Below are 26151 nucleotides of genomic sequence, written 5' to 3'. Positions count from 1 at the left end.
ACGAGGCCATCGCGCGTTCGCGGCCGGAAGACCTCGGATTCACGCGTCCGGAAACCGGGGTGCGACCCGCTCGCTCGGCGAGTCACACCCCGGATGCGTCCGGTTGCGGTCAGTGCAGGATCCGATCCTTCTCTCGTTCGTACTCCGCTTCGGATATGTCGCCGTGGGCCTTGAGGTCGGCCAGTCGGGCCAGCTCGTCCATCTCGGCAGTCGTGTCATGGGCGGGCTGCGTGCGAGCGGCCGAGGCTGTGGCCCCTCGGAGTTCCGCATCCTGCCGGGCTGCCCGTGCGCTCATCTGGCTGCCGCGAACGATGAGGTAGAGGAAGACGCCGAGGAATGGCAGGCACAACACGCACACCAGCCATGCCGTCTTCCCCAGGCCGCTCATCTGGTGATCCTGGAAGACGTCGGCGATCACCCGGACGAGCAGGAACAGCCACGCCACGGCGGCGACGATGAACAAGATCGTCCAGAAAGCCCCGAGGACGGGGTAGTCGTATGCCAGATCCATGGCTGTCCTCCTGTCGATCCGCGATGTCCCGTGATCAGTGGGGTGGTCATACGTACTCCGGAATGCTGCGCATCTCGATGACACGGAGTCCGAGATCCTCGAATCGGAGCAGCAGCGCGTAGAGGTGCGCGGTGTCGACGACTGGCCCGGAGAGCAGCGTCTCGGCCACGGCGGGTCGCCGGTGCAGTTCGGGGAAGGCTCCCGCCAGTGCGTCGGGCATGGCGCCGGCTATCCGGAACTCGTAGTTCATGGGGCACCCCCTTGATCCCTTCCACATTTGCGCCTGAGGGGCGGACCCGCGACACCCGGAAAGGGTGACTTCGGGACGCCCCGGAGTGTGGGGCGCTCGGCTGCGGAGAGGGCCGTTCGTCCCGGCTGAGGGACCCGAAGGGAGGTTGTGCCGGTCCGGGCGTGCGACGACGCTGGCGGGTGAGGTCAGAACGCGGAGAGCCGGGTCCCCCCAGGGTGGGGAGTGGCATCCGGGCTGCCGGGTGAGTGTCGTGGCTATCGCAGATGTCGGAGCAGATGTCGGAGTCGTTTTCGCCGGTGCCCCTCACGCTGTCGTGGGGGAGGTGCGGGAGTCCGTGGGCGGCGTCGAGGAGTTCGGCAGTCCGGCGGATCCCCTCTTTGCCGCTCGCTTCGTTCCTCCGGGACCACCACGATTCGTTGTCCGGCGCGAGCGGCTCCTGAACCGCATCACGGCCGCCGGCGGGCAGCCCCTGACCCTTGTCGTGGGACCTGCCGGTGCAGGAAAGACGGTGCTCGCATCCCAGTGAACCGCCGAGCACGGCCGTGGTGAACACGTCGCCTGGCTGACCGTGGAACGCGCGGACACGTCGGGAAGCTTCTGGTTCCACGGTGTGGAGGCACTGCGCCGATGCGGCGTCCGCCTGCCGAGGGATCTGCGGTTCCCGGCGTCCCAGCGGGCGGATCACGGAATGCTGGCGCGCCTGGCGGCGGCCCTCGGGGCCCGTCCCGAACGGGTGACGCTCGTCGTCGACCAATTCGACGCCATCACCGCCGTGCGGGAGACGGCAGAAGAGCTGCACTTCGTGCTCCGGAACGCGGCGCCGAACCTGCGCGTGGTTCTGACCAGTAGGTACGACCCCTTGCTGCCTCTGCATCGGTACCGGACCGCAGGTGTGGTGACGGAGATCCGCAACGCTGATCTGGTCTTCGACGAGGAAGCCGCCGCGGTACTCCTGGCCCGCCACGACCTTGACCTCGGCCCGGAGGATGTGCGGGCGCTCGTACGACGGACCGAGGGCTGGGCGGCGGGCCTGCGGCTGTGCGCACTCGCCATGCAGCGCACCGGCGACCCCGCCGCGTTCACCAGGCAGTTCACCGCGGACCGTACCTGCATCGCCGACTATCTCCTGACCGAGGTGCTCAACGCCCAGCCGCAGGCCATACAGGACCTGCTGCTGCGTGTCAGCGTCCTTCCTCGCGTCAGTCCGGCTCTGGCGGACGCCCTCACCCATCGCGACGACGCTGAATGGATCCTCGCCGCTCTGGAGCGGGTCAACGCCTTTGTCGAGTCCGTGGGCGCGAGCGGCTGGTACCGCCTGCATCCGCTGTTCGCGGAAGTGCTCCGTGCGCATCTGCGCCATCGGATGCCCCGGGTGGAGGCGGAGCTGCATCGCCTGGCCGCCCGCTGGCTGGCCGACGAGGGGCATACGTCTGAAGCCGCGGAACAGGCGGCGCAGGCCGGTGACGGCACGGGGACCGCGGGCGTCGTCGCCGTACCGAGCGTCCCTTCGGTACCGCCGGCAGTCGTGGAACCGCTGAGCGACCGGGAACGCGAGGTGCTGCGGCAAGCGGCCCAGCTGCAGTCCAACGCGGACATCGCCGCCGAACTCCACATCTCGGTGAACACCGTCAAGTCCCACCTGAAGAGCGTGCACAGAAAGCTGTGCGTGAACCGCCGACGGGACGCGGTGCGGCCCGCCCGCCAACTCATGCTCGTATGAAGGTGTCGACACGGCCGGCTGGACGACCGCACGTGTGGTTGTCCGCCCCGGGGGCGTGGCCGGAGCTGCTGGAGACGGCATCCCGCCGAGGGGACGGCGGGCGTCACGCAGGGGAGGGTGCCAGGGCGCCGTGACCGCAGGCGCGTCGTCTCAGAAAGCGGCCGGGCGCGGGCCGCCGAGGCTGCCCTCCAGCAGCTGCAGGAGTTCGGCGAGGCGCTGCCCCAGCTCCTGGGCGTCGGACTCGGCCAGGCCGCCGAGCACTCCGCGTTCGAAGGCGAGCTGGGCGGGAAGGACGGCGTCGACGTGCGCCCGTCCCTCCTCGGTCAGCGACACATGGGCCACCCGGCGGTCCCGCGTGTCGACGCGACGCGCCACAAGGCCGGCCTCGGTCAGCCGCTTCAGCCGCTTGGTCACCGCGGCGCCGGACGAGAACGTCTCCCGGGCGAGGTCCCCGGGCGTCAGTTCACGGTCCATGCGCCGCAGCGCGCACAGCACGTCGTACTCGGCGCGGCTGAGGCCGGCGCGCCGCAGCGGGGCGTCCTCGGTCTGCTGGAGGAGGGCGGCGCAGCGGGTGATCCGGCCGACGATCTCGATGGGCCCGGTGTCGAGATCCGGCCGCGTCCGATGCCACTGCCGTACCACCGAGGCCACGGTGTCGCCCCTGCCTGCGCCCGCGGGTCCGTCCTGTGGGGTCATCCGGGCGCGTCCTCCAGAGTGAGCAGTCCCTGCCGTTCCACGATCGCTGCGAGCGTACGGTGTCCGGCCTGCTCGGCGGCGAGCACCCTCTCGTCCGGCACGTCGCGCGGCCACCACTCGCCCGCGGCGGCGTCGGCCGCGGTACGCAGGTCCACGAGTGCCGTGGCGAGCCCGCGGCGCGCCGACCGCAGCCCGGCGGGGTCCACGACAGGCTCCGACAGTGCCGAGCCGGCCTCCTCGTTCGCCCGCTCCAGCCCGGCCAGGGCCCGCCGGACGGTGTCGCCCACGCGCCGGTTCGTCACCGCGACCGCCGCCAGGAGACCGACGCCCGCGCCTATGGCGGTGTCGATCGCGCGGTCGGCGATCAGCTGCCCGGGCGGCTGGGCCCGGACGAACTCGGTCACCAGCAGCGCCATCGGCGTCACGCACACCGTGCCGAGCCAGTAGCTGCGGCTGATCAGCGCCTCGGCGCCGAACGCGCACAGCAGGCAGCAGACGATGCGCGCGCCGGGCCCGAGGCCGGCCACCGGGACCAGCGCGGCGAAGACCAGCACGCCGACGAGGTTGCCCACGAGCCGCTGGAGACCGCGCGACCAGGTGTGGGCGAGATTCGCCTGGTACAGGGACGCGGCGGTGACCAGCGCCCAGTACGGCCTTCCCACGCCCAGCGCCAGGGAGCCGGAGCCCGCGAGCGCACAGCCGACGAAGGTGCGCAGCGCCACGGGCAGCAGCGGGGAGGCCGGTGAGAGGGCGTCGCGCAGCCGGGGCCCGGGCGAGCGGCGCTCCGCCTCCGCGCCCAGGATCTCCGCCGCCCACGGATCGCCGGACGGGAGGGACCCGCGCGCCGAGGACGCCGCGAGCCCGGCGGAGGTGACGGGGGTGGGCAGCGGACCGCGGCCGCGCAGTGCGGCGACCAGACTCCGCAGCACGTCGGGGTTCGCCCCGGCAGGAGCCGCGAGGGCCACCTCGGCCCGGACCAGCAGCAGTTCCAGCGGCCGCCGCACCGCGGGACGGGAGCCGCTGGTCAGCAGGGCGTGCCGGGCGGCGTGAAGGGCGGCGGCGGTGGAGGCGCGCAGCCGTCGGCAGTCGTTCCGCCCGTCGCCCGAACCGTCGCAGCGGCACGGGTGGGTGGGGCCGGCGGAACCGTCCGGCGCCCCGGGAGCGCCCTCCCGGACGCCGGTGGCCGGCCGATGCGCGTCGGCCAGCGCGGCCGCCGCACGCAGCGCCGCCGCCACCGCGCGCCGCTCGGGACCGTCCGGGCGGACCAGCGCCGGCGCCATCCCGACGCACCACGCCCAGGCGCCGGCGGCGACGGTCAGGGCGACATGCCCCGGCACCTGGGCCAGGTGCTGCGGCACGAACAGCGCCGCCGAGCCGACGAAGACGAAGATCACCTGGGCCGGCGGCCCGATCCGCCGGGTGTCGCACAGCAGCTTCTGGACGGCCGCCATCAGCGAGCCCACGGCGACGAGGACCAGCGCGTTCCGGGTCAGCGAAGCGGCGGTCAGGGCCACGCCGACGGTCGCCGCCATGCCCACCACGACCCCGGCCAGGACGCGGGCGCGGGCGCGGTACGGGCGGTTGTGGGCGTAGAGGGCACACAGCGACCCCGCCATCGTGTACAGGATCAGGTCGACCCTGCCCAGGGCGAGCAGGACGAGGTCCGGCACGGCCAGGGCCGCGACGACGCTGAGCGCGGGCTTGAACCAGATGTCCGACGGCCTGGCCGGACGCAGGGACGCCCGCAGCGGCAGCACGGGGAAGTGGCCGGCGCGGACGGAGAGGGGCGGGAAGCGGCGCATACCGTCAACGTTAACAGGTGTTTTACCAGGAAAATATCTTCGGCCTGTGCAGGAGGGCGTTGCCGCGGTCCGTCTGATCGGGCCAGGTCAGGTCACGTCTGGGCAGGTCTGCTCCGGGCCGGTCCGCTTGGGGCAGGGCGCGGACCGGCGGTACCGGCGAGAACTCTCCGTGGTTCGTGGAGGAACGGGCGGAAGGGCGGGCGATCCCGCGGCCCGGAGGTCAGGGGTCCCGGGCCGCGGAGTGCGGTCAGTCGCGGACGAGCGCGAGGACCTCGTCGCGGATCCGCGTCATCGTGGCCCGGTCCGCGGCCTCCACGTTCAGGCGCAGCAGCGGCTCGGTGTTCGAGGGGCGGACGTTGAACCACCAGTCCTGCGTCGTCACGGTCAGACCGTCCAGGTCGTCGAGGGCGACGCCGGAACGGTCCGCGTAGGCGGAGCGGATCCGGTCGAGGCGGGCTGCCGGGTCCTCGACGGTCGAGTTGATCTCTCCCGAGGCGCTGTACCGGATGTAGCCGGCGACCAGTTCGGACAGCGGCGCCTGCTGGGCGCTGAGGGCGGCCAGGACGTGGAGGGCGGCGAGCATGCCCGTGTCCGCGTTCCAGAAGTCGCGGAAGTAGTAGTGCGCCGAGTGCTCGCCGCCGAAGATCGCACCGGTCTCCGCCATCAGCTGCTTGATGAAGGAGTGGCCCACCCGTGAGCGGACGGGTGTCCCGCCGTTCTCCACGATCGTTTCCGGAACGGCCCGGGAGCTGATCAGGTTGTGGATCACCGTTCCGTGGCCCCCGTTGCGGGCCAGCTCTCGCGCGGCGATCAGCGCGGTGACGGCCGACGGCGGCACCGGGTCGCCCTTCTCGTCCACGACGAAGCACCGGTCCGCGTCCCCGTCGAACGCCAGGCCCAGGTCCGCGCCTTCGGCCCGCACCCGTGCCCGCAGGTCGACGATGTTCTTCGGATCCAGCGGGTTCGCCTCGTGGTTGGGGAAGGTGCCGTCCAGGTCGAAGTACATGGGCACCAGGTCGACCGGCAGTGCCGCGAAGACGGCCGGCACGGTGTGGCCGCCCATGCCGTTGCCGGCGTCGACCACCACCTTCAGCGGGCGTGCGACCGGCCCGGCCAGGGACAGCAGGTGCTCGGCGTACCCGCTGAGCAGGTCCCGTTCGGTGACGCTTCCCGGGTTCGGCACGGGCGCGGGTGCTCCGGTCGCCGCCCACGCACCGGCCAGTTCCGCGATGTCGGCCAGACCGGTCGTGAGGCCGATCGGGGCGGCGCCGGCCCGGCACATCTTGATGCCGTTGTAGCGCGCCGGGTTGTGCGAGGCGGTGAACATGGCGCCGGGCAGGCCCAGAGCGCCCGACGCGTAGTAGAGACCGTCGGTGGAGCACAGCCCCACGAGGGTGACGTCCGCCCCGCGGGCGGTGGCACCACGGGCGAAGGCCGCGGCGAGTGCGGGCGACGAGGCACGCATGTCGTGGCCGAGGACGATCGCGGGCGCGCCCGTGACCGTGACGAAGGCGGCGCCGAAGAGCTCCGCCTCGTGCTCGCCCCACTGGTCGGGGACCACGCCCCGTACGTCGTAGGCCTTCACGATCTGCGACAGCTCAGCCATGGGAGCCGTTTCCTTCCCTGTCCTCGACCTTGCCGATCGCCGCGGTGTTCTCGGCGCTGGCGGCGTTCTGGTCGTTCTCGGCATTCTCGTTCGCGGCGATCAGCCACACCGCCGAGTCGGGTGCGACCACCTCCGGGGTGTGCGGCGTCCGCCCGGTGTCCGACGGCTCGCTCGTCAGCACGATGCGCCCTCGCACGCCCGCCTCTGCCAGCGGTAGCGGCCGCGTTCCGAGGTTGACCACGCACGCCAGGCCGCCCCGCTCGAAGGCGAGGTACGGCGCGCCCGCGGGCGAGAGCCACCGCAGCGTGCCGTGCGCGGCCACCGGGTGCTCCCGGCGCAGCCGCAGTGCCTCCCGGTAGAGGCCGAGCGTGGAGTGCGGGTCCGCCTCCTGTGCCTCGGCGGTGAGCCGGCTCCAGTCCTCGGGCTGCGGCAGCCAGGTACGGTCGGGCGCGGCCGTCGAGAAGCCGTAGGGCGGACACGATCCCGACCAGGGAATCGGCACCCGGGCGCCGTCGCGTCCCCGGTCCCGGCGACCGGAGCGGGTCCAGAGCGGGTCGCGGATCCGGTCGTCCGGCACCCAGGCCTGGGGGAGCCCCAGCTCCTCGCCCTGGTACAGGTAGGCGGCGCCGGGCAGGGCGAGCATCAGCAGCGCCGCCGAGCGGGCGCGCGCCGGGGATCCGTAGCGCGTGACCGGGCGTACCGCGTCATGACTCGACAGCACCCAGGTGACGGGCGCGCCGACGGACGCGGTGGCGGCCAGCGACGCGTCGACGACGGCACGCAGCGCCGCGGCGTCCCACGGCGCCTCCAGGAAGGCGAAGTTGAACGCCTGCTGCATCTCGTCCGGCCGCACGTACCGGGCCAGGCGGTCCGGGTCGAACACCGCGGACTCCGCGACCAGCGCGCGGTCGCGCGGGGCCACGGCCCCGGCCACCGGGGGGTGCCGGTCGAGGAGGTCGCGCCAGCTCTGGTAGAGCGGGTGCAGTTCCTCCTGGTCGTAGTACGGCATCAGGTGGTTGCGTGCCGGGTCCTGGTGCTGGCCGGGACCGGCGTCGGGGAGGCCCTCGGCCTTGAACAGGGCGTGGGCGACGTCGATCCGGAATCCGTCGACGCCGTGGTCGAGCCAGAACCGCAGGGTGGCCGCGAAGTCCGCGACCACCTCGGGGTGGCGCCAGTTGAGGTCGGGCTGTTCCGGGGCGTGCAGATGGAGGTACCAGTCGCCGTCGGACAGCCGTGTCCAGGCGGGGCCTCCGAAGGCCGACTGCCAGTCGTTGGGCGGCAGTTCGCCGTCCTCGCCGTGGCCGGGACGGAAGACGTACCGGTCCCGGTCCCGGCCGGGGCCCGGCCCGGCGGCGACCGCCGCGCGGAACCAGGGGTGGGCGTCCGAGGTGTGGTTGGGCACCAGGTCGATGATCACCTTCAGGCCCAGGGCGTGGGCCCGGCCGGTGAACGCGTCGAAGTCCCCGAGGGTCCCCAGGTCCGGGGCGACCGCGGTGTGATCGGCGATGTCGTAGCCGCCGTCGGCCAGCGGCGACGGGTAGAAGGGCGTGACCCACACGGCGTCCGCGCCCAGACGCCGCACGTACGGCAGGTGTGCGGCGGCCCCGCGCAGATCGCCGATGCCGTCCCCGTCCGAGTCGGCGAACGACCGGGGGTGGATCTCGTAGCAGACCGCGTCGCGCCACCAGCTCATCGCGCGCTCCCCGCCGGGAGGACCACCTGCCGGACCGCGCCCGCCTCGGCGGCCCGGGTCGCGGCCTCGGCGACCGCGACGGCCGTCAGCCCCGCATACGCGTCGGCGACGGGCGTGCCGCCGCCGGTCGCGCACCGCAGGAGGTCGGCGAAGGCGGCCCGCACGCTCTGCCGGTAGACCGCGGCCTTGGCCGCCTCGCCGCCGAGATCGACGGTCACCTCCACGTGGTGCGGCACCACGCGGGACACTCCGCGTCCCGCGGCCGGAGCGGTGCCGCCCGCGTGGCGGTCCACGTGGACGGTGATCTGCTCGCGGCCGCTCGGCAGGAACCCGGGGACGTGCAGGAGCTCGCCCGTCCGGGAGGGCAGGCGCTCCCAGCGGGCAGCGCCGTCGTCGTCCGTCCAGGCGGTGATGGTTCCGCGGGTGGGGATCCAGCCGGTGATCAGCGACTGCGCGAAGCCGTGGTCCAGCCTCATCAACTGGCGCTCCGCGCGGTGGGCGTGGGTGAAGGAGTGCAGGTGGGTGGCGAGCGCGCCGCCGGGGTGCACCGCCTCCGCGACCACCATGTCGACCGGGCCGCCGGGCCTGCTGACGGCGGTGGCCTGCACCGACTCCGGGACGCTGCCCAGAAGAGCGCGGGCGGCGTCGAAGAAGTGCACGCCGTGCTCCACGAAGATCCCGCCGCTGCGCGCGGGGTCCCAGAACCAGTGGCCGGGCCCCAGATCCTGGTCGGCGGCGTCGTTCTCGAACAGGAAGCGGCGCGGACGTTCCAGCAGCCCCTCGGCCGTCAGCCGCTGGACGGCGCGCAGCAGCGGGTTGTAGCGCAGCACGTGGTCGACGACCAGCACCCGGCCCGACGCCGCGGCCTCCTCGCCCACGCGGGCGGCGTCGGCGGCGGTCATGGCGAGGGGCTTCTCGCAGAAGACGTGGCGTCCGGCGCGCAGAGCCCGGATCGTGAGCTCGGCGTGGGTGTGCGGCGGGGTGGCCAGGGCGACGACGTCCACGTCCTGGTGGGCGAGCAGGGCATCGAGCCCGTCGCCCGCCGCGGCGCCGTGCCGGGCGGCCAGGGACTCGGCCCGGCCGGTGTCCGCGTCGGCCACCGCGGTGATCCGCAGACCGGGCAGGTCGGCCACGGCGTCCAGGACGTACGCCCCGAACGCTCCGCAGCCGACCAGCCCGACCCCGAGGTGTCCGGGGTTCACGCGGTGCGCTCCAGGACGGCGACGCCGATGTGCGCGTCGGCCATGCCGTAGAAGACGAACACGGTGCCGTCGATCTCCTCGATCGCCGTGGGGAACACCACGTTCGGCACCGTGCCCGAGCGCTCCTGCTCGGTCTCCGGGGCCATCAGCGGCTCGGCGGAGCGGGCGAGGACCCGCGCGGGGTCGGCGGGGTCGAGGATCATCGCGCCGGCGGCGTAGGAGACCCGCTGGTTGGGGGAGAACGGATCGTCGTCCATGACCCCGGAGACGCCGTGGTGGATGAGGAGCCAGCCCTCGTCGACCCGGATCGGGGCGGGACCGGCGCCGATCTTCAGGGCCTCCCAGGGGTGCGCGGACAGCGCCACGAGCCGGTGGTCGCGCGGCCGGGCCAGGGCCCGGATGTCCGCCTCGACCTCGGCCACCGGCACGTACGAGATCCAGATGCCGGGGCGCTCGTCGGTGACGCCCGCCGGCAGGTGGACGCCCTCGCCCGGGCGGAACCAGCCGAGATCCCACATGGGCCGGTGCAGCATGGCGTACGCGGGTTCGCCGTCCGGGCCCGGCACCGGCTCGGGGAAGTGGACGACGTCCTTGTTGGGGAAGAGGTTCAGGTCGGTGTCCAGGTCGGGCTGGTAGGCGAACTGCACGGGGCCCAGCCGCGTCCAGTCCGTGAGGTTCTCCGACACGGCCAGCGCTGGCTTCGGCCCGAGCGGCCCGAAGGCGACGTAGGACATCACATAGCGGCCGAGGCTCGGAATCCAGGTGACCCGGGGGTCCTCCACGCCCGCGTTGTTGGTGCCCCGCTCCCAGCCGGCGTCCGGTTCCAGGACCGTGCCGCGGCGCTCGACGCCCGTCGGCACACCGTCGGTGAGGACGACCTCCGCGATTCCGACCCGGGAGACGTTGCCCTCGGCCACCAGCCGGGGCAGCAGGTGGAGCGTGCCGTCCGGGGTGCGGCCGGCGGCGGGGTTGAGGACGCCCTCCACCTCGTTGGGCTCGCCCGGCCGGGGCGACATCACGACGCCCTTGCGGACCAGCCGGAACGGGATGTGGAGGTGCGGATCCGTGTTGCTCATGGTGCTGATCAGCCTTTGATTCCGGAATCGATGTGGGTCTGGGTGAAGTGACGCTGGAAGAGCAGGAAGAGCACGACGGCGGGGGCGGCCAGCACGCACGCGCCGGCCATCACCGCACCGGTCGGGTTCGACACGGTGCCCTGGAGGTTGCTGAGGAAGCCCGCGAGGGAGACGGCCAGCGGCTGCTTGCTCGCGTCCTTCGTGACGAGGAAGGGCCACAGGAACTCGTTCCACGGGCCGATGAAGGTCAGCAGGGTGCCGGTGAGCAGCGCCGGGCGCGCCATCGGGATGGCGATCTGCCACAGGATGCGCAGTTCACTGGCCCCGTCGATCCGTGCCGCCTCGAACAGCGAGGCGGGCATCTGGAGGAAGAACTGCCGGAAGAGGAAGACCGCGGTCGAGTTGATCGCGAAGGGCAGGATCATGCCGGCGTAGCTGTCGCCGAGCCCGTAGTCACGCACGACCAGCACGTACAGCGGCAGGGTCAGCAGCTGGAAGGGGATGGTCTGCACGAGCAGCAGCACGCCGAACACGCCACCCCGGCCGCGGAACTCCAGCCGCGCCAGGGCGTACCCGGCCAGGACACCGAAGACCAGGGTGCACAGCAGCACGCCGATGGTGACCACGCCGGAGTTGACCAGCGAGCGGCCGAGGGAGATGGCGCCGTTGATCGCCGAGTAGTTGCCGCCGGTGACGTCGCCCGGCGCGGCGGAGGACAGATTGCCCTCGGTGACCTTCCGCAGCGACCCGACGACCATGTAGTAGAAGGGGAAAAGAAAGGCGAGGGCGCCGGCCAGCAGGACCAGAAGCCGGATCACGCGCACCGAGCGGGCACCGCGCTCACGGGGGCCGGATGCGGCGGGGACGTTGGAGCTCATGGCGTCAGTCGCCCCTCTCGGTGAGCTTGCGGGTGATCAGGGTGACGGCGAGCACCAGGACGATGAGGACGACGCCCAGCGCCGCCGCGAAATCCGGGTGACCCTGCTCGATGCCCTTCTGGTACATGAGCAGCACCGGCGAGGTGGACGAGTTGTCGGGGCCGCCGCCACCGGTCAGCAGGTAGGGCTCGCTGAACAGGTTCGCGCCCGTGACGATCGCGTACACCGCGACGAGCGTGGTCGCCGGCCGGACGCCCGGCACCGTGATCGACCAGAACTTGCGGACGGCGCCGGCTCCGTCGACCGACGCGGCCTCGTAGAGGTCGTTGCCGACGTTCTGCAGCGCCCCGAGGTAGAGCATCACGAAGAAGCCGAGCTGCTTCCAGGTCACGAACAGTGCGATCGACGGCATCGCGAGGTGGGTGTTGACCAGCCACGACGGGTCGGGGGCCAGACCGCCGAGCGCGTGGTTGACCAGGCCGTCGGAGCCGAAGAGGAACTGCCACACGGCGACCAGCGCCACGCTGGCCGTGATGTACGGCAGGTAGAAGGCGGCACGGAAGAAGGACCGGAACGGCAGTTTCGCGTTGAGCGCCGTGGCCAGGACCAGTGACAGCCCCACGGTCAGCGGGACGTTGATGACCAGGAAGATCGCGATGTTGAGGAAGGACTTGCCCACCACCGGATCGGTCAGCACGTCCCGGTAGTTGCTGAGGCCCACCCACGGGCTCGGGGCGTGGGCCCCCGGCGCGGTGAAGTAGAAGCGGTGGAAGGAGATCCACAGCGTGTAGCCGAGCGGTATCGCGAAGACGGCCAGTGTGTAGAGCATGTACGGCGTCACGAACAGGGCGCCGATCCCGGAGCGGCGACGCCGCCGGGCGGGGGCCGGGACGCGGGCCGCCGGAGCCTGGGGGAGGGTGCGGGTCAGGGTCATGGCTGCCTCAGTACTCCCCGAGAATCTTGCTGGTCTTGGCCGCCGCGTCGTGCAGGGCCGATGCGGGGGACTGCCGGCCGAAGACGACCGAGCGGGTCCACGCGTCACGGAAGGCCTGCCAGATGTCGATCGAGCCGGCCACGTTCGGCACTTCCACCTCGCGCTCCGCCTGGTCGGCGAACGGCCTGTAGGCGGGGTTCTTCGCGAACCAGCCCGCGAACTGCTGCGCGAGATGTTCCCGGACCGGCATCTGACCGGTGGCCGTGAGGAAGGCGCCGTCCTGCTGCTGGGACGTCGCGAACTTCATCACGTCCCAGGCCGTGGCGCGGTTCTTGCAGGCGCTGAACATGCCGATGGACTTCTGGTCGCTGAAGGTGTGCACCTGGGAGGCCGGACGGCCGTCCGAGGTGGGCACCGGCGCCACGCCCCAGTCGATCTTGTCCTTGTACGCGGCGATGGCCCACGGGCCGACCGTCGCCATGGCCGCCTTGCCGTCGGCCAGCGCGTCACCCGGGTACGCCTCCTGCGGCGCGAGCTTCTCCTGGTAGAAGGTCCGCCAGAAGTCGGCGACCTTGCGCCCGGCTGGGGAGTCGAACTGCGGCTTCCCGTCCTTGATCAGGGGAGTGCCGCCGCTCTCCGCGGCGAAGGCCGGATAGAAGTCGAACCAGGACTGGAAGAACTCGTTGCTCGGCGCCGGCCATATCGCGGCGTCGGCCGCCCCGCTGCGCACCAGCTTCCGGGACGTGTCCAGGAACTCACTGTAGGTCGCCAGCCGCGGGTGCTCGGGGTCGAGTCCGGCCTTCTTGAAGAGCTTCTTGTTGTAGAGGATCATCACCGGATTGCTCTTCCAGGGCAGCTGGTAGTACTTGCCGTCCTCGGAGCGGTACTGCGCGGCCAGTCCGCCGCTGCGCGCCTCGATGTACGACGCGCCGTCCGGGAAGTCGTCGAGCGGGACCAGCCCGGCCTGCTTCTGGAACTGCGGTACGGCGGCGGGAGAGGTGTTGAACACCAGACACGCGCTGGTACCGGCGATGATCGAGGCGCTGATCGCCTCCTCGGACGTCTTGCCCGCGGGGATGTTCTGCGCCCTGACGTGCTGATCGGGATGCAGCTTGTTCCAGTCCGCGACCATCTGGTGTCCCCACTGCGCCTCCTGGGCGTTGTTGGACAGCCAGACCGTGATGGGCCCGCGGGAGTGGTCCGCGGTGGCCGGATCCGGGCCTGATCGCGCGCATCCCGCCGCCGTGCCCGCAAGAGCGAGCACGGCCAGCGCGGACGCTGTTCTCCTCAGCATGTTCTCTCCGAAAGGTGCACGTCCGGCCTCGTTGCCGGACGTCGTCCCCCGCGTCGGGTCGGGGGTCAGTGCCCCGGCGAACCGGCCGCCACGGGTCCGACGGACGCCCGCGGCACGAACGCCGCGGGCGGCAGCCGGACGTCGGGCGCGCTGCCGTGCTCGATCACGGTCAGCAGCGCCCGGGCGGCCGCCGCACCCCAGCCCTGCGCGTCCGCGCGGGCCGAGGCCAGCGGGGGATGCACGAACTGGGCGAGGGGGGTGTCGTCGTAGCCGACGACGGACAGCTGGTCGGGCACGGACACGCCCAGCTGCTGTGCGGCGGCGAGTCCGGCGGTGGCCGACAGGTCGTTGCCGTAGACGATGGCGGTGGGCGGCTCCGCGAGGGCGAGCAGTTCCCGGGTGGCCCGGGCCCCGCCCTCGGCGGTGAAGCCGCCGGGACGCAAGGGCCCCGGCGGCAGGCCCAGTTCGGCCAGCGCCCGCTCCCACGCCTGGCGGCGTCGTTGCGCGTGCCGGAACTCCGGCGGTCCCTCGACGTGCGCGATCCGGCGGTGACCGGCCTTCGCCAGCGCCCGGACGGCCTCGACGTAGGCCGGCTCGTCGTCGAGTTCGACGGCGCAGTGGCCCCCGCTCCACTCCGGCCGGCCCACGACCACGGTCGGCAGGCCGAGCGACGCGGTGAGCGCCGGTCGCGGATCGTCGATCCTGAGGTCGGTGAGCAGGACGCCGTCGACCCTGCGGTCGGCGGCGAGCCGCTCGTACAGGGACCGCTCCCGCTCCGGCGAGCTGACGTGGAGGACCAGTCCGTCACCCTGCTCGGCCAGCACCGTCTCGATGCCCGCCAGGAACGCCGGGTAGAACGGGTCGACGCCCAGGAGGTCCGGTTCGCGGGTCACGACGAGGCCGAGCGCGCCGGCTCTGCCGAGCGACAGGGCCCGGGCCGGACGGCTGGGCTGCCAGCCCAGCTCCTCGGCCGCGGCCAGGATGCGCGCCTTGGTCTCCTTGGCGAGTCCCGGACGGTCGTTCAGAGCGAACGACACGGCACTCCGTGACACACCGGCGAGCTTCGCCACGTCGGCAATCGTGGGTCGCCGCATCATCCGTTCCCTCCCTGCCGGCCGTGTCCCAGCGGCGGCCGACACCGCGTTAAACCGGTTCAGATTCCGGTAACGGCGTCACTAAATCGGTTTAACCCAATGTTTGACAAGCCTCATCGAGCTGTGAGGCCCGTCACAGGGCTGAGCGCCGGGCCGCGGTGCGGCGCCCGGCCCGGCCTGTGGCGTGGATCGGGCGGTGTCCGTCTCGGCCGTGAAGTGGCCCTGGCCGCAGGCGGGTTGGTGTGCCGCCCGTTCGCATGCGGTGGCGGCCTCCTGGCTTCCGGCCGGTAAGTCCGGCGCCCACGTGTCGAGTTGGTGAACACCGTCCTGGAGGGTTCCTCGACGGACTCCCGCCCCGGACGGCCGGCCTCGCGGACGCCTCGCGGGCTGCCGCAGGGTGCCCGGGCGGCGCCTCTCCGTCACACTGGCCTCGGGGGCATATTTCGAGTACATATGACCGCATGGCCCGCAATGTGGGCCGTCCCCCCTCCGCGGGCGCGGCCCAGGACGAAGGCACGCAGAAAGCCCCCGAGCGCCGTCTGCGGGCCGCGCTGGGCCTGCACAGCCTCGCCGGCCAGGTCTTCGTGCTCCAAGTGGTGATCGTGCTGCTGCTCGTCGCGGTCGCCCTGGTGGAACAGGTGGCCCAGTCGCGCCACGACAGCACCTCGGAGGCCCGCAACCGGTCCCTCGCCGTCGCCGAGACGTTCGCGCACGCCCCGGGCGTGGTGGCCGCCCTGCACGCACCGAATCCGACCGCCGTGCTCCAGCCGCAGACGGAGGCCGCCCGCAAGGCGGCCGGCGTCGACTTCATCGTGATCACCGACGTGCACGGCATCCGCTTCACCCATCCCAGGCCCGACAGGATCGGCAAGGTGTTCGTGGGCAACACCGGGCCGCCGCTGCACGGGCACGCCATCACCGAGACGGTCAACGGCACCATCGGCCGGCTGGTGCAGGCCGTCGTGCCGATCGAGAACAGCGGGCACAAGGTGGTGGGGCTGTCGTCCGCCGGCATCACCGTGAAGAAGATCAGCGGCGTCACCAACCGGCAGATCCCGTACCTGGCGGCGGGCGGTGTGCTCGCCCTGGGCCTGTCCACCGGAGGCACCGCGCTCGTCACCCGCCGGCTCCGCCGCCAGACCCACAACCTCGGTCCCTACGAGATGGCGCGGATGTACAAGCACCACGACGCCGTCCTGCACGCGGTCCGCGAGGGGGTCGTCATCGTCGGCGAGGACAAGCGGCTCCTGCTGGTCAACGACGAGGCGCGGCGACTGCTCGGCCTGCCCGCCGACGCGGAGGGCCGGCCGGTCACCGAAGCGGGGCTCGGCGACCCGCTCACGGCGGTGCTGGCCGCGGGCGACCCCGTCAGCGACCGGGTGTTCGCCGCCGGGGACCGGGTGCTGGTGCTGAACCTGCGCCCGACCGATCGCGACGGCGGACCGCCCGGCAGTGTGGCCACCCTCCGGGACTCCACCGAACTGAGCTCCCTGTCCGGCATCGTCGACCGGGCCCGTGGACGCCTCAGGCTGGTGCACGAGGCGAGCCTGGCGATCGGCACGACCCTCGACGTGCGGCGGTCCGCCGAGGAACTGGCCGCCCTGGGCGCGCGGAACTTCGCCGACCTCGTCACCGTCGACCTGGTCGACGGGGTGATGGCCGGGGACGAGCCGGAGCCGGGCAGCACCTGGGTGCACCGGGTCGCGGCCGACGGCGGCCGGGAGGCGCCGGTCCACGCGGTCGGCGACACCTTCGCGTACCAGCCCGCGACACCGGCGGCCCGGAGCCTGGCCAGCGGCCGTGCCCTGCTCGTGCGCGATCTCGGCACCGAGACCGGATGGCGCACCCAGGACCCGGACCGGGCGGAGAAGATCCTGGCGTACGGACTGCGCTCGATGGCCAGCGTGCCACTGCGAGCCCGCGGGGTCACCCTGGGGGTGGCGATCTTCTGGCGCGCCGGCCGGCAGGCCGCCTTCGAGCACGACGACGTCTCGGTGGCCGAGGAGATCGCCGCGCACGCGGCCCTGTGCATCGACAACGCACGCCGCTACACCCGTGATCACTCTATGGCGGTGACGCTGCAGCGCAACCTGCTGCCCCGCGGAGTACCCCGGCAGGACGCCGTGGACGTCGCGTACCGCTACCTGCCCGCTCAGGCCGGAGTGGGAGGCGACTTCTTCGACGTGATCCCCCTGCCGGGCGCCCGCGTCGCCCTGGTGGTCGGCGACGTCGTCGGCCACGGGCTGCACGCCGCGGCCACCATGGGCCGGCTGCGCACCGCCGTGCACAACTTCTCCGCGCTCGACCTCCCGCCGGACGAGCTGCTCGGGCATCTCGACGAGTGGGTCGAACGGACCGATCTGCAGGACGAGGCGCCGGACCGCGGCCAGCCGATCACCGGGGCGACCTGCCTGTACGTCGTCTACGACTCCGTCTCCGGCACGGCGACCGCCGCCACGGCCGGGCACCTGCCGCCCGCCGTGGTCGACCCCGACGGAACGGTGACGTTCCTGCGCCCACCGGTCGCACCACCCCTGGGGCTCGGCGCGGGCCTTCCCGTGGAGACCGCGGCGGTCACGCTGCCGGAGGGCTCCCGCCTCGTCCTGTACACCGACGGGCTCGTCGAGGACCGGCACCGCGACATGGACCGCAGCCTGGATCTGCTCGGCGCGGCCCTGTCCGGGCCCGCCCGCACTCCCGAGGACACCTGCACCGCCGCGACCGAGGCGCTGCTGCCCACCCGCCCGAGCGACGACGTCGCCCTGCTGGTGGCGGCCACCCACCGGCTCGCCCCGGACCGGGTCGCGGAATGGGACGTCCCTCAGGACCCGGCGGCCGTCGCGCCGCTGCGGGAGGCGTGCAGCCGGCAGCTGGAACGGTGGGGGCTGGCCGAACTCTCCTTCGCCACCGAGCTGATCCTCAGCGAACTGCTCACCAACGCGATCCGTTACGGCGCCGAACCCATCCATGTGCGGCTGCTGCGCGACCGCGACCTCGTCTGCGAGATATCCGACGGGAGCAGCACCTCCCCGCACATCCGCCGGGCCGGGGCCACGGAGGAGGGCGGCCGGGGCCTCTACCTCGTCGCCAGCTTCGCCGAACGGTGGGGCACGCGCTACTCGCCGCGGGGCAAGACCATATGGTCCGCGCAGGCCATCCCGAAGGGAGCGGAGGGCTCGGGGTAGGGAGGCCCGAGTCGGAGGCCGTCGGCGCGGTACGCGATCCTGCGCTTCCGGGCAACCAGGCCGAGGGGCCCGACAGCACGTTCGGCTCCGGCGGCCCCAACGGCCGGCAGGATCCGCCGGTGCCGAGATGGGCCAACCGCTCAGGGGGCCGGGCGAGGGCGGGGCGGGTGGCCCGCGGGGTCGACGCGGAGGAACGGGTCCCGCACAGCCTCCTCCGTCAGGGGCCGGTAAGCGGCCGGCCGGCGGAAGGCGTTGCCCCAGGTTTCCCGCCGACGGTAGTCGCGGAGGGCGTCCAGGTCGAACACCGCCGGGTAGACGCCCGCTGGTTCGCCGGCCTCGACGACGAGCATGTCGCGGGAGCGTCCGTCGGCGAAGGCGATTCCGTCGAAGGCGATCGAGTGCCCGAAGCCGGGACCGGCGTAGTTGGTCATCGCGACCGCGGTCATGTTCTCGTAGGCGCGCGCCCGCAGTTGGGTCAGCCGGTTGATCTCCATGTCGCACGCGTTCGGGACCAGCACGAGTTCCGCGCCGGCGAGCATGAGCGCGCGAGCGCTTTCGGGGAACTCCCGGTCGTAACAGATCATCGCGCCGACGGTCACCTCACCGATCGCCGTGTCCAGCGCGCACGCCGTGAAGGACTCTCCCGGCGTGAGGAGTGCTTCCGGCAGCCCGAACGCGCACGTGTGCACCTTCGCCTGGTGCAGAGCGATGCGGCCGCGCCGGTCGATCAGCGAGACGCTGTTGCGCGGTGGCCCGTCCCACCGCTCGAGGTAGGTGAGCGCGATCGCCATGTCGAGTTCGGCCGCCAGCGCGCGGAAGTGGCCCACGAACGGCGATTCCCGGTCGACGGCCCTGCCCTGCCAGACGGCTTCGGGGGCCGGCACAGGTGGCAGGGTGGAACCGTCCCACCGGCTCGGATGCCGGTACAGATCGCCCTGCAGACCGTCCGGGACGGTGCAGGCGTAGCCGTTGCTCCACATCTCGGGGAACAACGCGATGTCGGCGCCCATCGCGCGGGCACGACGACAGGCGGCCTCGCCGAGGACGAGGTTCGCCTCCCACGCGCTTCCGGGCGGGGCGAGTTGCAGCAGGGCGACGGTCAGAGGGCGCACGGCAGGCTCCTTCGTGGTCATGGCGCACGGCGGTCGAACGGACGGCGGGCGGCGGTGGCCACGGAGGAGCTCGGGCGGCGTACGGACGTCAAAGCACGGTGTCACGCTACCGCGTAGGCGTCAGCGCGGTCAGGGGGTGACCGGTGGTGCGGGCACGATGCCCTTATCCAGGTCCTTCTTGAGGTTCCGGGCCCCTTCCACCAAATCCGCGTTGAAGCAGGCCGGGTGGTCGAGCGCGAGGGCGTCGCCCTCTTTGAGCAGGGTGAGATCCCGTGGCTTCACGTAGAGCTTGGCGTCCAGGCGGTCGATGGCGGCCTTGACTTCCGCGCACGACATCGACGGGGACACCGTGGGACTGGTGGTTACCGGGCGCGAGCCGGCGTCGTTGCCGGGCGTGCAACCTGCGAGCACGAAGAACGTGGCGCATGCCAGCGCAGCCGTCGCGAGGATGCGGGGGGACAGGTGGCCCGGGAGGGACGGGGCGGTCACAGGTGGATGCCTCTGCGGGTAGGGCGGTCGAGGGTGGCAGCGCGTCGGAATCCGCGTCACTGTGGCTGCAGCGCAGACGATGTGCCCGGCAGATTCGTCCTCGCTCGCCGAAGGCTGGGGAGTTCAGGCGAAGGAAGATCGTCATCGTACGGCAGTCGTCCACGCGCGCACCGTGTTTTTCGGCTCGTCAGCCTCGGGTCCCGCGGATCAGGAGGGTGGCCATGGGCGGCCGTTTGTCGAAGCCGGGGTCCCGGAGCACGTCGAGGGCCAGCCCGGTGAAGCCCGCTTCGCCGAGCAGCCTCTCCCACACCAGTGCGTCCAGGACCCACCGGTCCATGCTGCTGGTGGTGCCGTTGTCGTGGCGCACGCGGATGGTGCCCGGCCGGACCTCGGTCTCCGCAGGGCGCCCGATCGTGTAGTGGGCGAGGGTGGCCATGACGAACATCCCACCCGAGTGCAGGGACCTGGCTACGACGGGCAGCAGGTCGCGGGGGTCCGTGAAGTCGGGAGCCCCGAAATACGAGTAGGCGACGTCGAGCGAGTCGGGTGCGGCCTGCAGCGCCGTGGACGCGTCGGCGTGCACGAAGTGCAGGGCGCCCACGTGCCCGTAGAGGTCGCGGCCGCGGGCGATCTGGCCCGGGGAGGCGTCGATCGCCACGACCCGGGCGGCGCCCAGGACTTCGGCGACGTGTGCGGCCTGGCGGCCGTTACCGCAGCCGAGGTCCGCGACGTTTTTGCCGGCGACATCGCCGAGGATCTCCGCTCCTGGACCGATCCGCTGGTACCAGTCCCAGAAAAGGCGGCCGCTGGTTCCGCGCGCCCGGTCGTCGGAGGCGCGGCTCCGGCCGTATGTGTTCCAGGGGTCGGCAGCGTCCGCCGCCGCGGAGGGAGTCACCGCCCCATCATTGCGGACGCCGCCGGTACGCGTGGGCACCACGTGGCGGGACCGCGAGGGTTGTTCGTCGGGTGGCGCCGGGCGGGGTCACAGGGCGATGGGGCCGAGGTCGGCGGCGGTCTGGGCCAGCGCGCGGATCGCGGGGCTGTCGGCGGTGGTCCGCCAGGTGAGAGCCCACTCCAGGGTGGGGGCGTCCCGCAGGGGCAGGAAGACGATGCCGGGGGGCTTGTTGTAGCGCGCGGCGATCTCTCCCAGCGGGTGGACGCAGCGTCCGGCGGCGACCAGGGAGAGGATCTCGTGGAAGGTTCGCGCGGCGGGACCGCGCGGTATGCGGCGACCGAGCGGCGTGCGGCTGGGGACCATCGCGGTGACCCAGTACTCGGGGGCCTCCGGGCCGAGATCCACGACATGGTTGTCGGCGAGGTCCTCCAGTGACGCCGTACCGCGTGCGGCCAGCGGATGGTCCTCGGCCACGGCCAGTACGCGGCCTCCCGTGAGCACGGTGGGCCCGACCGTCAGATCGGGTTCCGCCACCGGCAGCCACAGCACATGTGCGTCGTGCTCCCCGTCCCGCAGCGCCGCGAACGCGTCCGCACCGTTGATCTCGCCGAACTGGATGTCGCTGCCCGGGTGGCGGGTACGGAACGCCTCGACGAGAGGCCGCAGTTCGTGGCCGGCGTGGCCGAAGACCCCCAGCCGCAGGGGGCGTCCGGCGCCCGGCCCGGCCATCTGGGCCCGGGCGATCCCGGCGTGCATGAGGTCCAGAGCCTGCTGGAGGTCCTCACGCAGCCGCCGGCCCACGGGAGTCAGGGCCACACGCCGGCTGGTCCGGTCGAACAGGGCGACGCCGAGACGGCGTTCCTGCCGGCGGATCGCCTGGCTGACGCGAGCCTGCGACACGTGCAGCCGCTCCGCCGTCCGGCCGAAGTGCAGTTCCTCGGCCAGCGTCAGGAAGATCTCGATCTCGCGCAGCTCCATACATAACCCCCACGTTATGGACAGACCCACGGACCCTACCTTGTTCCGACGCTGACCTGCGTCGATCCTGGAAGGGATCACCTCGCCGGTGCGCCGCCGCTGCCGCACCCCGCACTGTGCCGGCCCCGCACTGTGCCGGCCCAGCGCCGTGCCGCCCCCGCACGTTGAAACTGCTGTACCTCGCACCGGAACCACTTCGCACAACGGAGAGCCCGTCCATGAACCTCGCTCTGTGGATCTCAGCCGGACTGCTGACCGCGGTCGCCATGGCCGGCGGCCTCAGCAAGACCTTCATCCCCCGGGCGAGGCTGGCCGCACAGCACGGCGGGGAGTGGACGCGGGACGTGGGACAGGGCTTCGTCAGAACCCTCGGCATCCTCGAACTCCTCGCCGCGATCGGCCTGATCGTCCCCGGAGTGCTCGGCATCGCACCGGTCATGGTGCCGGTCACGGCGGCATGCTGGATCGCGCTGATGATCGGCGCGATGATCACGCACGGCCGCCTCGGTCAGTTCGGTCTGGTGCTGCTCAACGCGGTCTACCTCGCGCTCGCCCTCTTCATCGTGTGCGGGCGCTTCGGCCCCTGGCCCTTGGGTAGTTGACGAGGGCCACTCGTGGGGCATGACGCGGCTTCGGGCGGTGCCGGAGCGGCTCCGCGTGTCCGGATGTGGCAGCAGCCCGTCATTGCCGACGCCGAGCCATGCCGGTCAGGATGGACTCATGTCCAGCACCCGCCGCGTCGTCATCGCGGTCTTCCCCGGCGTCGACCTCCTCGACGTCAGCGGCCCGGCCGAGGTCTTCGCCCTGGCCGACCGGGAGACCGGGGGCGCCGCGGGCTACCGCGTCGAGCTCGCGGGGCGGACCCGCGGCGAGGTGCCCACGTCGGCGGGGCTGCGGCTGGTCGCCGACCAGTCCTTCGACGAGGTCGACGGTGTGCTGGACACCCTGCTGATCCCCGGGGTGGTCGAGGCCGGCGCCGGAGGTGAGGTCGCCCGCGTGGACGGGGACGTGGTGGCCTGGGTCGCCCGGGTCGCGCCCCTGGCCCGGCGGGTCGTGTCGGTCTGCGGGGGCGCGCACGTCCTGGCCGCCGCCGGGCTTCTCGACGGCAGGACGGCGACCACGCACTGGTCGGCCGCGGAGCAGCTGGCGGCCGATCATCCCGAGGTCACCGTCGACCCGGACCCGATCTTCGTGCGCTGCGGACATGTGTGGACCGGAGCCGGGATCGGCTCCGGCATGGATCTGGCGCTGGCGCTGGTCGCCGAGGATCTGGGCGAGGAGGTCGCCCTGACGGTGGCCCGGCAACTGGTGCTGTACGTCAAACGGCAGGGCGGGCAGAGCCAGGTCTCGGTTCCGCTGAGCCGGCCCCCCGCGGCCCGCCGCGACATCGACGACCTGCGGATGTTCATCGTGGACCACCTGGACGGCGACCTGTCGGCGGCCGCCCTCGCGGCACGCATGTGCCTGAGTGAGCGTCACTTCGCGCGGGTCTTCCGCCAGGAGACCGGGACCACACCGGCCGCCTACGTCGAGGCCGCGCGGGTGGAGGCGGCCCGCAGGCTCCTGGAGAGCACCGACCAGCCCCTGGACCAGGTCGCCGCCGCATGCGGGCTCGGCTCGGTGGAGACGCTCCACCGGGCGCTGCGCAAGCAGATCGGCACGACGCCCGCGGCCTACCGGCGGCGGTTCCGCATGTCCGCCTGACCCTCTCGTCCCCCACCTCGCCCCGCCCCTTCACCGACCAACTCTCCGCCCGCTCTCCGAGTCCGAGGCGCGCACGCGGAACGGCGCTGTCCCCTGCCCGGAAACGTGCCCGGAAACGCGCCCGGAAACGATCCCGGAAGTGCTGCCCGGGAACCGCAGTCCGGGACGCCCTGCCGGAAGCGACGTCCGAAACGCCCACCGCAATCGACGCCCGAAACACCGGTCCGAGCCTGACGCAGAAAGGCAGTCCGTCCGTGCCCATGCCGAAATCCTTCAGCACGCTGCGGGAACGCCCCTACCGACTCCTGTGGACCGCGCGCAGCGTCTCCGCCCTGGGCAACGCCCTGATCCCGGTGACCATGGTCTTCGCGATCCTGCGCTCGGGCGGCAGCGCCCTGGACGTGGGCACCGTGCTGACCTGCCAGGCTGTCGGTCAGGTGGTGATGCTGCCGGTGGGCGGGGTCTGGGCGGACCGGCTGTCCCGCAAACGCGTGCTGATGGTGACCGATGCCGTCCAGGCGTTGTGCTACGGCCTGCTCGCGGTGATGATCTTTCTGCATCACGCGGCGGTCTGGCAGTTCGCCGTCACCTACACCGTCGCCGGCATGGCCTTCGCCTTCTTCACCCCGGCCTCCCGGGCCGTCCTGCCGGAGGTGGTCGGCGCCGGGCAGCTGCAACCGGCGAACGCGCTGCTCGGCCTCACCGACAGCACCACCAAGGTGCTCGGTCCGGCCCTCGCGGCGCTGCTGCTGGCGGTCACTGGTCCGGGTGCCGCGATCCTCGTCGACTCCCTCAGTTTTGCGCTGAGCTTCGCGCTGGTCGCCCGCATGCACCCGCTCAGGCCGGCGCAACGGCCGGCACGGCAGCGCTTCTTCGCGGACCTGCGGGACGGCTGGCTGGCGGTCGCCCGGCGCCGCTGGTACCTGGCCAACCTGCTCTGCTGGGGCGTGTGGAACTTCGCGATCGCGTTCTTCTTCGTCCTGGGCCCGGTCGTGATGCAGGACGGCCACGGTGGAGCCACCGCCTGGAGCGTGATCATGATCGCCGGCTCCGTGGGCTCCATCGTCGGCGGCCTGGCCGCACTGCGCTACCGGCCGCGGCGCCCCCTGGTCACCGCGAACGCCGCCGCCATGCTCGGGATCGGCCCGCTGGCGCTGCTGGCTCCGCCCGCACCCCTCGTGGTCGTCGCTCTCGGCGTGGCCGTGGCCTTCACCATGACCGCTCTCGTCGGCGAGGTGCTGGCGACCACGCAGCAACAGCTGTTCCCCGAGGAGATACTGGCCCGCGTCAGCTCGCTGGACTGGACGATCTCGCTGATCGCCATGCCCGCGGGTTACGCCGCTGCCGCTCCGGTCGCGCAGTTCCTCGGGACCCGCACGACGCTGCTGGCCGCCGCGGCCGTCATCGGCACCCCGTGCCTGCTGCTGAACCTGCTGCCCGGCGTGCACTCGGTCCAGCGCTTCCCCGACGGCACCATCGGGATCGCCGGCGAGCAGGACGACGCCGCCGCTCTTCCCGAGGCGACGTCGGTTCCCTCTCCGGCCGTCGTGAGCGAGGCGCCCGGGGCCTCGGGACCCTGAACGGGACGGGCGGTGCCGCGCTCCCAACCGCGCGGAGCGGCCACGACGACGGCGCCAGGCCGCGCGACGTCAGCCCGCGAGAGCTGGATCCGGCACCGGCTCCTCCACCCGAGGCGCCCGCCCGGCGTCCGCTCCCGGCTGTTCCGACTGCGGCGCCCGCCCGGCGTCCGCTCCCGGCCGGCACCCCGCCGCCCGCTCAGCCGCGCGTGCGGCCGGGCCCATCGCCCAGGCCGCGGCCGGCATCAGCGCGCCGAGCAGCAGCCAGCCCGGCAGCCCCCAGCCGAGCAGCAACGAGGTCACCACCAGCGGGCCGGCCGTACGGGCGATGGTCACGCCTGTGCCGAAGAACCCCTGGTACTCGCCGATACGGTCGGCCGGGGCGAGGTCGAACGAGAGCTGCCAGGCGCCCGCGGACTGCTGCATCTCCGCCGCCACCTGCAGCGCCTCCCCGGCGACCAGGATCGCCACCGCTACCCAGGGCGCGCGCCCCGCGGACAGCGCGAACACCGCGCAGGAGGCGAACATCACCGCCCCGGACCGTCGCAGCAGCCGCAGCGCGCTGCCCACGCCTGTGACGGTCCGGGCCGTCCGCACCTGGAACAGTGTGACCGCAAGCGTGTTGAGCACGAACAGCCCCGACGCCGACCAGGCCGGCGCTCCCGTCCGCTCGGTGATCCACAGCGGCAACGCGAGACTGAGCAGGGGCAGCCGCAGCAGCAGGACGGCGTTGAGCAGCGCGACCAGGGCGTACGGCCGGTCGCGCAGCACCGCGAACCGCCCGCCGCCGGCCGACGAGCCATCGCCCGCACTGCCGACGGCGCCGAGGGCGCTCACCGCCGGCACGGACGGCAGCCCCCGCAGGAGCAGCGCGCAGGCCAGGTAGCAGAGCGCGTCCAGCGCCAGCACGCCGCGGTACGCCGGCGCCGTCCCGTCGGTCAGCGCGAGCCCGCCGAGAGCCGCGCCCACGGCCAGCCCGGCGTTGAGCGTCGACTGCAGCCGCGCCAGCAGTCCCGTCCGCTCGGCGGCCGGCACCAGCCCGGCCAGCAGCGCCTGGCGGGCCGCCGCCAGTCCGGCCTGCGCGGAGGCGTACGCGCAGGCCGACAGGACGAAGAGCGGGAACCCCCGCGCCGCCAGGAAGGAGGCGACCGCGGCGCACGTCGCCAGTGCCAGCAGCACGGACGTGCCGCGCGCCCCGCGCCGGTCCGCCAGCCGCCCGAGCGGTACCCCGACGAGCGAGCCGACCGCCCACGCCAGCGTCAGCCCGAGCCCCACCCGGGCGGGGGACAGGCCGACGACGTGCGTGAAGTACAGCGCCGAGGACACGTAGAAGGCTCCGTCGCCCACCGAGTTGGCCAACTGGGCGAGACCCAGGTCCCGCTGCGGTCGATACGTCATACCGGCCACGCTAGGGGCCCGGTGGGCCGCTGATCAGGCCCAGTGGACGGCCGGATC

General features: G+C 72.7%; 22 protein-coding genes. 5 read left to right on the top strand and 17 right to left on the bottom strand.

Annotation, left to right across the window (positions count from 1 at the left end):
- Nucleotides 1-109: 109 nt before the first annotated feature.
- Entirely contained in the window at nucleotides 110-511 is a 402-nt protein-coding gene (locus K7862_RS01660; RefSeq protein WP_222959603.1) for an SHOCT domain-containing protein, read from the bottom strand.
- Nucleotides 512-557: 46 nt separating this feature from the next.
- Complete coding sequence (locus K7862_RS01655; RefSeq protein WP_222959602.1) at nucleotides 558-761, bottom strand: DUF8691 family protein; 204 nt, start codon at nucleotides 759-761, stop codon at nucleotides 558-560.
- A gap of 688 nt (nucleotides 762-1449) precedes the next feature.
- On the opposite strand from K7862_RS01655, the gene K7862_RS37235 reads away from it, so the two are divergent.
- Nucleotides 1450-2481: a helix-turn-helix transcriptional regulator gene (locus tag K7862_RS37235; protein WP_262412467.1), complete on the top strand. Its 1032-nt coding sequence runs from the start codon at nucleotides 1450-1452 to the stop codon at nucleotides 2479-2481.
- Between the two features lie 150 nt (nucleotides 2482-2631).
- Here the strand turns inward: K7862_RS37235 and K7862_RS01645 are convergent, their stop codons facing one another.
- The 10 genes from K7862_RS01645 to K7862_RS01600 form a co-directional block, all read right to left on the bottom strand.
- Nucleotides 2632-3177 (bottom strand): MarR family winged helix-turn-helix transcriptional regulator, encoded by a 546-nt coding sequence (locus K7862_RS01645; protein ID WP_222959601.1) that lies wholly within the window; start codon nucleotides 3175-3177, stop codon nucleotides 2632-2634.
- A complete protein-coding gene (locus K7862_RS01640; protein ID WP_222959600.1) occupies nucleotides 3174-4979 on the bottom strand; it encodes an FUSC family protein in 1806 nt (601 codons plus the stop codon). Before K7862_RS01640 ends, K7862_RS01645 begins: the two co-directional genes overlap by 4 nt.
- 247 nt (nucleotides 4980-5226) lie before the next feature.
- Nucleotides 5227-6585: a phosphomannomutase/phosphoglucomutase gene (locus tag K7862_RS01635; protein WP_222959599.1), complete on the bottom strand. Its 1359-nt coding sequence runs from the start codon at nucleotides 6583-6585 to the stop codon at nucleotides 5227-5229.
- Nucleotides 6578-8278: a glycoside hydrolase family 13 protein gene (locus K7862_RS01630; RefSeq protein WP_222959598.1), complete on the bottom strand. Its 1701-nt coding sequence runs from the start codon at nucleotides 8276-8278 to the stop codon at nucleotides 6578-6580. Before K7862_RS01630 ends, K7862_RS01635 begins: the two co-directional genes overlap by 8 nt.
- Nucleotides 8275-9480 (bottom strand): Gfo/Idh/MocA family protein, encoded by a 1206-nt coding sequence (locus tag K7862_RS38405; protein WP_222959597.1) that lies wholly within the window; start codon nucleotides 9478-9480, stop codon nucleotides 8275-8277. Before K7862_RS38405 ends, K7862_RS01630 begins: the two co-directional genes overlap by 4 nt.
- Nucleotides 9477-10556, bottom strand: a complete 1080-nt coding sequence (locus tag K7862_RS01620) for a glycoside hydrolase family 130 protein (protein ID WP_222959596.1) — start codon at nucleotides 10554-10556, stop codon at nucleotides 9477-9479. The genes K7862_RS38405 and K7862_RS01620 overlap by 4 nt, the downstream gene beginning before the upstream one ends.
- Before the next feature lie 8 nt (nucleotides 10557-10564).
- Nucleotides 10565-11434 carry a carbohydrate ABC transporter permease gene (locus K7862_RS01615; RefSeq protein WP_222959595.1) on the bottom strand — a complete coding sequence of 290 codons (870 nt, stop codon included), beginning with the start codon at nucleotides 11432-11434 and terminating at the stop codon, nucleotides 10565-10567.
- Nucleotides 11435-11438: 4 nt separating this feature from the next.
- Entirely contained in the window at nucleotides 11439-12368 is a 930-nt protein-coding gene (locus K7862_RS01610; RefSeq protein ID WP_222959594.1) for a carbohydrate ABC transporter permease, read from the bottom strand.
- A gap of 7 nt (nucleotides 12369-12375) precedes the next feature.
- Nucleotides 12376-13662 (bottom strand): extracellular solute-binding protein, encoded by a 1287-nt coding sequence (locus K7862_RS01605; protein WP_222959593.1) that lies wholly within the window; start codon nucleotides 13660-13662, stop codon nucleotides 12376-12378.
- A 65-nt stretch (nucleotides 13663-13727) separates the two neighbouring features.
- Nucleotides 13728-14759 (bottom strand): LacI family DNA-binding transcriptional regulator, encoded by a 1032-nt coding sequence (locus K7862_RS01600; protein WP_222959592.1) that lies wholly within the window; start codon nucleotides 14757-14759, stop codon nucleotides 13728-13730.
- Between the two features lie 458 nt (nucleotides 14760-15217).
- On the opposite strand from K7862_RS01600, the gene K7862_RS01595 reads away from it, so the two are divergent.
- A complete protein-coding gene (locus K7862_RS01595; RefSeq protein ID WP_222959591.1) occupies nucleotides 15218-17941 on the top strand; it encodes a SpoIIE family protein phosphatase in 2724 nt (907 codons plus the stop codon).
- 140 nt (nucleotides 17942-18081) lie between these two features.
- On the opposite strand, the gene K7862_RS01590 is transcribed toward K7862_RS01595, so the two are convergent.
- The 4 genes from K7862_RS01590 to K7862_RS01575 all read right to left on the bottom strand — a co-directional run bounded on the left by K7862_RS01590 (nucleotide 18082) and on the right by K7862_RS01575 (nucleotide 21415).
- The gene (locus K7862_RS01590) at nucleotides 18082-19053 is read right to left on the bottom strand and encodes a carbon-nitrogen hydrolase family protein (protein WP_222959590.1); all 972 of its coding nucleotides are present in this window, start codon (nucleotides 19051-19053) and stop codon (nucleotides 18082-18084) included.
- Nucleotides 19054-19182: 129 nt separating this feature from the next.
- Nucleotides 19183-19389, bottom strand: coding sequence for a hypothetical protein (locus tag K7862_RS01585; protein ID WP_222959589.1), 207 nt, complete (start codon nucleotides 19387-19389; stop codon nucleotides 19183-19185).
- Between the two features lie 340 nt (nucleotides 19390-19729).
- Nucleotides 19730-20437 (bottom strand): class I SAM-dependent methyltransferase, encoded by a 708-nt coding sequence (locus K7862_RS01580; protein ID WP_222959588.1) that lies wholly within the window; start codon nucleotides 20435-20437, stop codon nucleotides 19730-19732.
- Between the two features lie 87 nt (nucleotides 20438-20524).
- Nucleotides 20525-21415, bottom strand: coding sequence for a LysR family transcriptional regulator (locus K7862_RS01575; protein WP_222959587.1), 891 nt, complete (start codon nucleotides 21413-21415; stop codon nucleotides 20525-20527).
- Nucleotides 21416-21633: 218 nt separating this feature from the next.
- Between K7862_RS01575 and K7862_RS01570 the strand changes: the two genes are divergently transcribed.
- The 3 genes from K7862_RS01570 (at nucleotide 21634) to K7862_RS01560 (ending at nucleotide 24699) form a co-directional block, all read left to right on the top strand.
- Nucleotides 21634-22017: a DoxX family protein gene (locus K7862_RS01570; RefSeq protein WP_222959586.1), complete on the top strand. Its 384-nt coding sequence runs from the start codon at nucleotides 21634-21636 to the stop codon at nucleotides 22015-22017.
- A gap of 118 nt (nucleotides 22018-22135) precedes the next feature.
- Nucleotides 22136-23119: a GlxA family transcriptional regulator gene (locus K7862_RS01565; protein ID WP_222959585.1), complete on the top strand. Its 984-nt coding sequence runs from the start codon at nucleotides 22136-22138 to the stop codon at nucleotides 23117-23119.
- Between the two features lie 260 nt (nucleotides 23120-23379).
- Nucleotides 23380-24699, top strand: coding sequence for an MFS transporter (locus K7862_RS01560; protein WP_262412519.1), 1320 nt, complete (start codon nucleotides 23380-23382; stop codon nucleotides 24697-24699).
- A gap of 69 nt (nucleotides 24700-24768) precedes the next feature.
- On the opposite strand, the gene K7862_RS01555 is transcribed toward K7862_RS01560, so the two are convergent.
- Nucleotides 24769-26094 carry an MFS transporter gene (locus K7862_RS01555; protein ID WP_222959583.1) on the bottom strand — a complete coding sequence of 442 codons (1326 nt, stop codon included), beginning with the start codon at nucleotides 26092-26094 and terminating at the stop codon, nucleotides 24769-24771.
- Between the last annotated feature and the right edge of the window lie 57 nt (nucleotides 26095-26151).

The organism is Actinacidiphila acidipaludis (assembly GCF_019890725.1).
Taxonomy (GTDB): domain Bacteria; phylum Actinomycetota; class Actinomycetes; order Streptomycetales; family Streptomycetaceae; genus Actinacidiphila; species Actinacidiphila acidipaludis.
This window is presented reverse-complemented; position numbering and strand designations above follow the sequence as displayed.

Excerpts from the sequence above, each read along its gene's own strand:
- K7862_RS01595 (WP_222959591.1), top strand. The coding sequence starts at position 15,218 with ATGGCCCGCAATGTGGGCCGTCCCCCCTCCGCGGGCGCGGCCCAGGAC.
- K7862_RS01600 (WP_222959592.1), bottom strand. The coding sequence starts at position 14,759 with ATGATGCGGCGACCCACGATTGCCGACGTGGCGAAGCTCGCCGGTGTG.
- K7862_RS01570 (WP_222959586.1), top strand. The coding sequence starts at position 21,634 with ATGAACCTCGCTCTGTGGATCTCAGCCGGACTGCTGACCGCGGTCGCC.
- K7862_RS01555 (WP_222959583.1), bottom strand. The coding sequence starts at position 26,094 with ATGACGTATCGACCGCAGCGGGACCTGGGTCTCGCCCAGTTGGCCAAC.
- K7862_RS37235 (WP_262412467.1), top strand. The coding sequence starts at position 1,450 with ATGCTGGCGCGCCTGGCGGCGGCCCTCGGGGCCCGTCCCGAACGGGTG.
- K7862_RS01565 (WP_222959585.1), top strand. The coding sequence starts at position 22,136 with ATGTCCAGCACCCGCCGCGTCGTCATCGCGGTCTTCCCCGGCGTCGAC.
- K7862_RS01640 (WP_222959600.1), bottom strand. The coding sequence starts at position 4,979 with ATGCGCCGCTTCCCGCCCCTCTCCGTCCGCGCCGGCCACTTCCCCGTG.
- K7862_RS01620 (WP_222959596.1), bottom strand. The coding sequence starts at position 10,556 with ATGAGCAACACGGATCCGCACCTCCACATCCCGTTCCGGCTGGTCCGC.
- K7862_RS01630 (WP_222959598.1), bottom strand. The coding sequence starts at position 8,278 with ATGAGCTGGTGGCGCGACGCGGTCTGCTACGAGATCCACCCCCGGTCG.
- K7862_RS01575 (WP_222959587.1), bottom strand. The coding sequence starts at position 21,415 with ATGGAGCTGCGCGAGATCGAGATCTTCCTGACGCTGGCCGAGGAACTG.
- K7862_RS01610 (WP_222959594.1), bottom strand. The coding sequence starts at position 12,368 with ATGACCCTGACCCGCACCCTCCCCCAGGCTCCGGCGGCCCGCGTCCCG.
- K7862_RS01635 (WP_222959599.1), bottom strand. The coding sequence starts at position 6,585 with ATGGCTGAGCTGTCGCAGATCGTGAAGGCCTACGACGTACGGGGCGTG.
- K7862_RS01655 (WP_222959602.1), bottom strand. The coding sequence starts at position 761 with ATGAACTACGAGTTCCGGATAGCCGGCGCCATGCCCGACGCACTGGCG.
- K7862_RS01660 (WP_222959603.1), bottom strand. The coding sequence starts at position 511 with ATGGATCTGGCATACGACTACCCCGTCCTCGGGGCTTTCTGGACGATC.
- K7862_RS01645 (WP_222959601.1), bottom strand. The coding sequence starts at position 3,177 with ATGACCCCACAGGACGGACCCGCGGGCGCAGGCAGGGGCGACACCGTG.
- K7862_RS01585 (WP_222959589.1), bottom strand. The coding sequence starts at position 19,389 with ATGTCGTGCGCGGAAGTCAAGGCCGCCATCGACCGCCTGGACGCCAAG.
- K7862_RS01615 (WP_222959595.1), bottom strand. The coding sequence starts at position 11,434 with ATGAGCTCCAACGTCCCCGCCGCATCCGGCCCCCGTGAGCGCGGTGCC.
- K7862_RS01560 (WP_262412519.1), top strand. The coding sequence starts at position 23,380 with ATGCCGAAATCCTTCAGCACGCTGCGGGAACGCCCCTACCGACTCCTG.
- K7862_RS01605 (WP_222959593.1), bottom strand. The coding sequence starts at position 13,662 with ATGCTGAGGAGAACAGCGTCCGCGCTGGCCGTGCTCGCTCTTGCGGGC.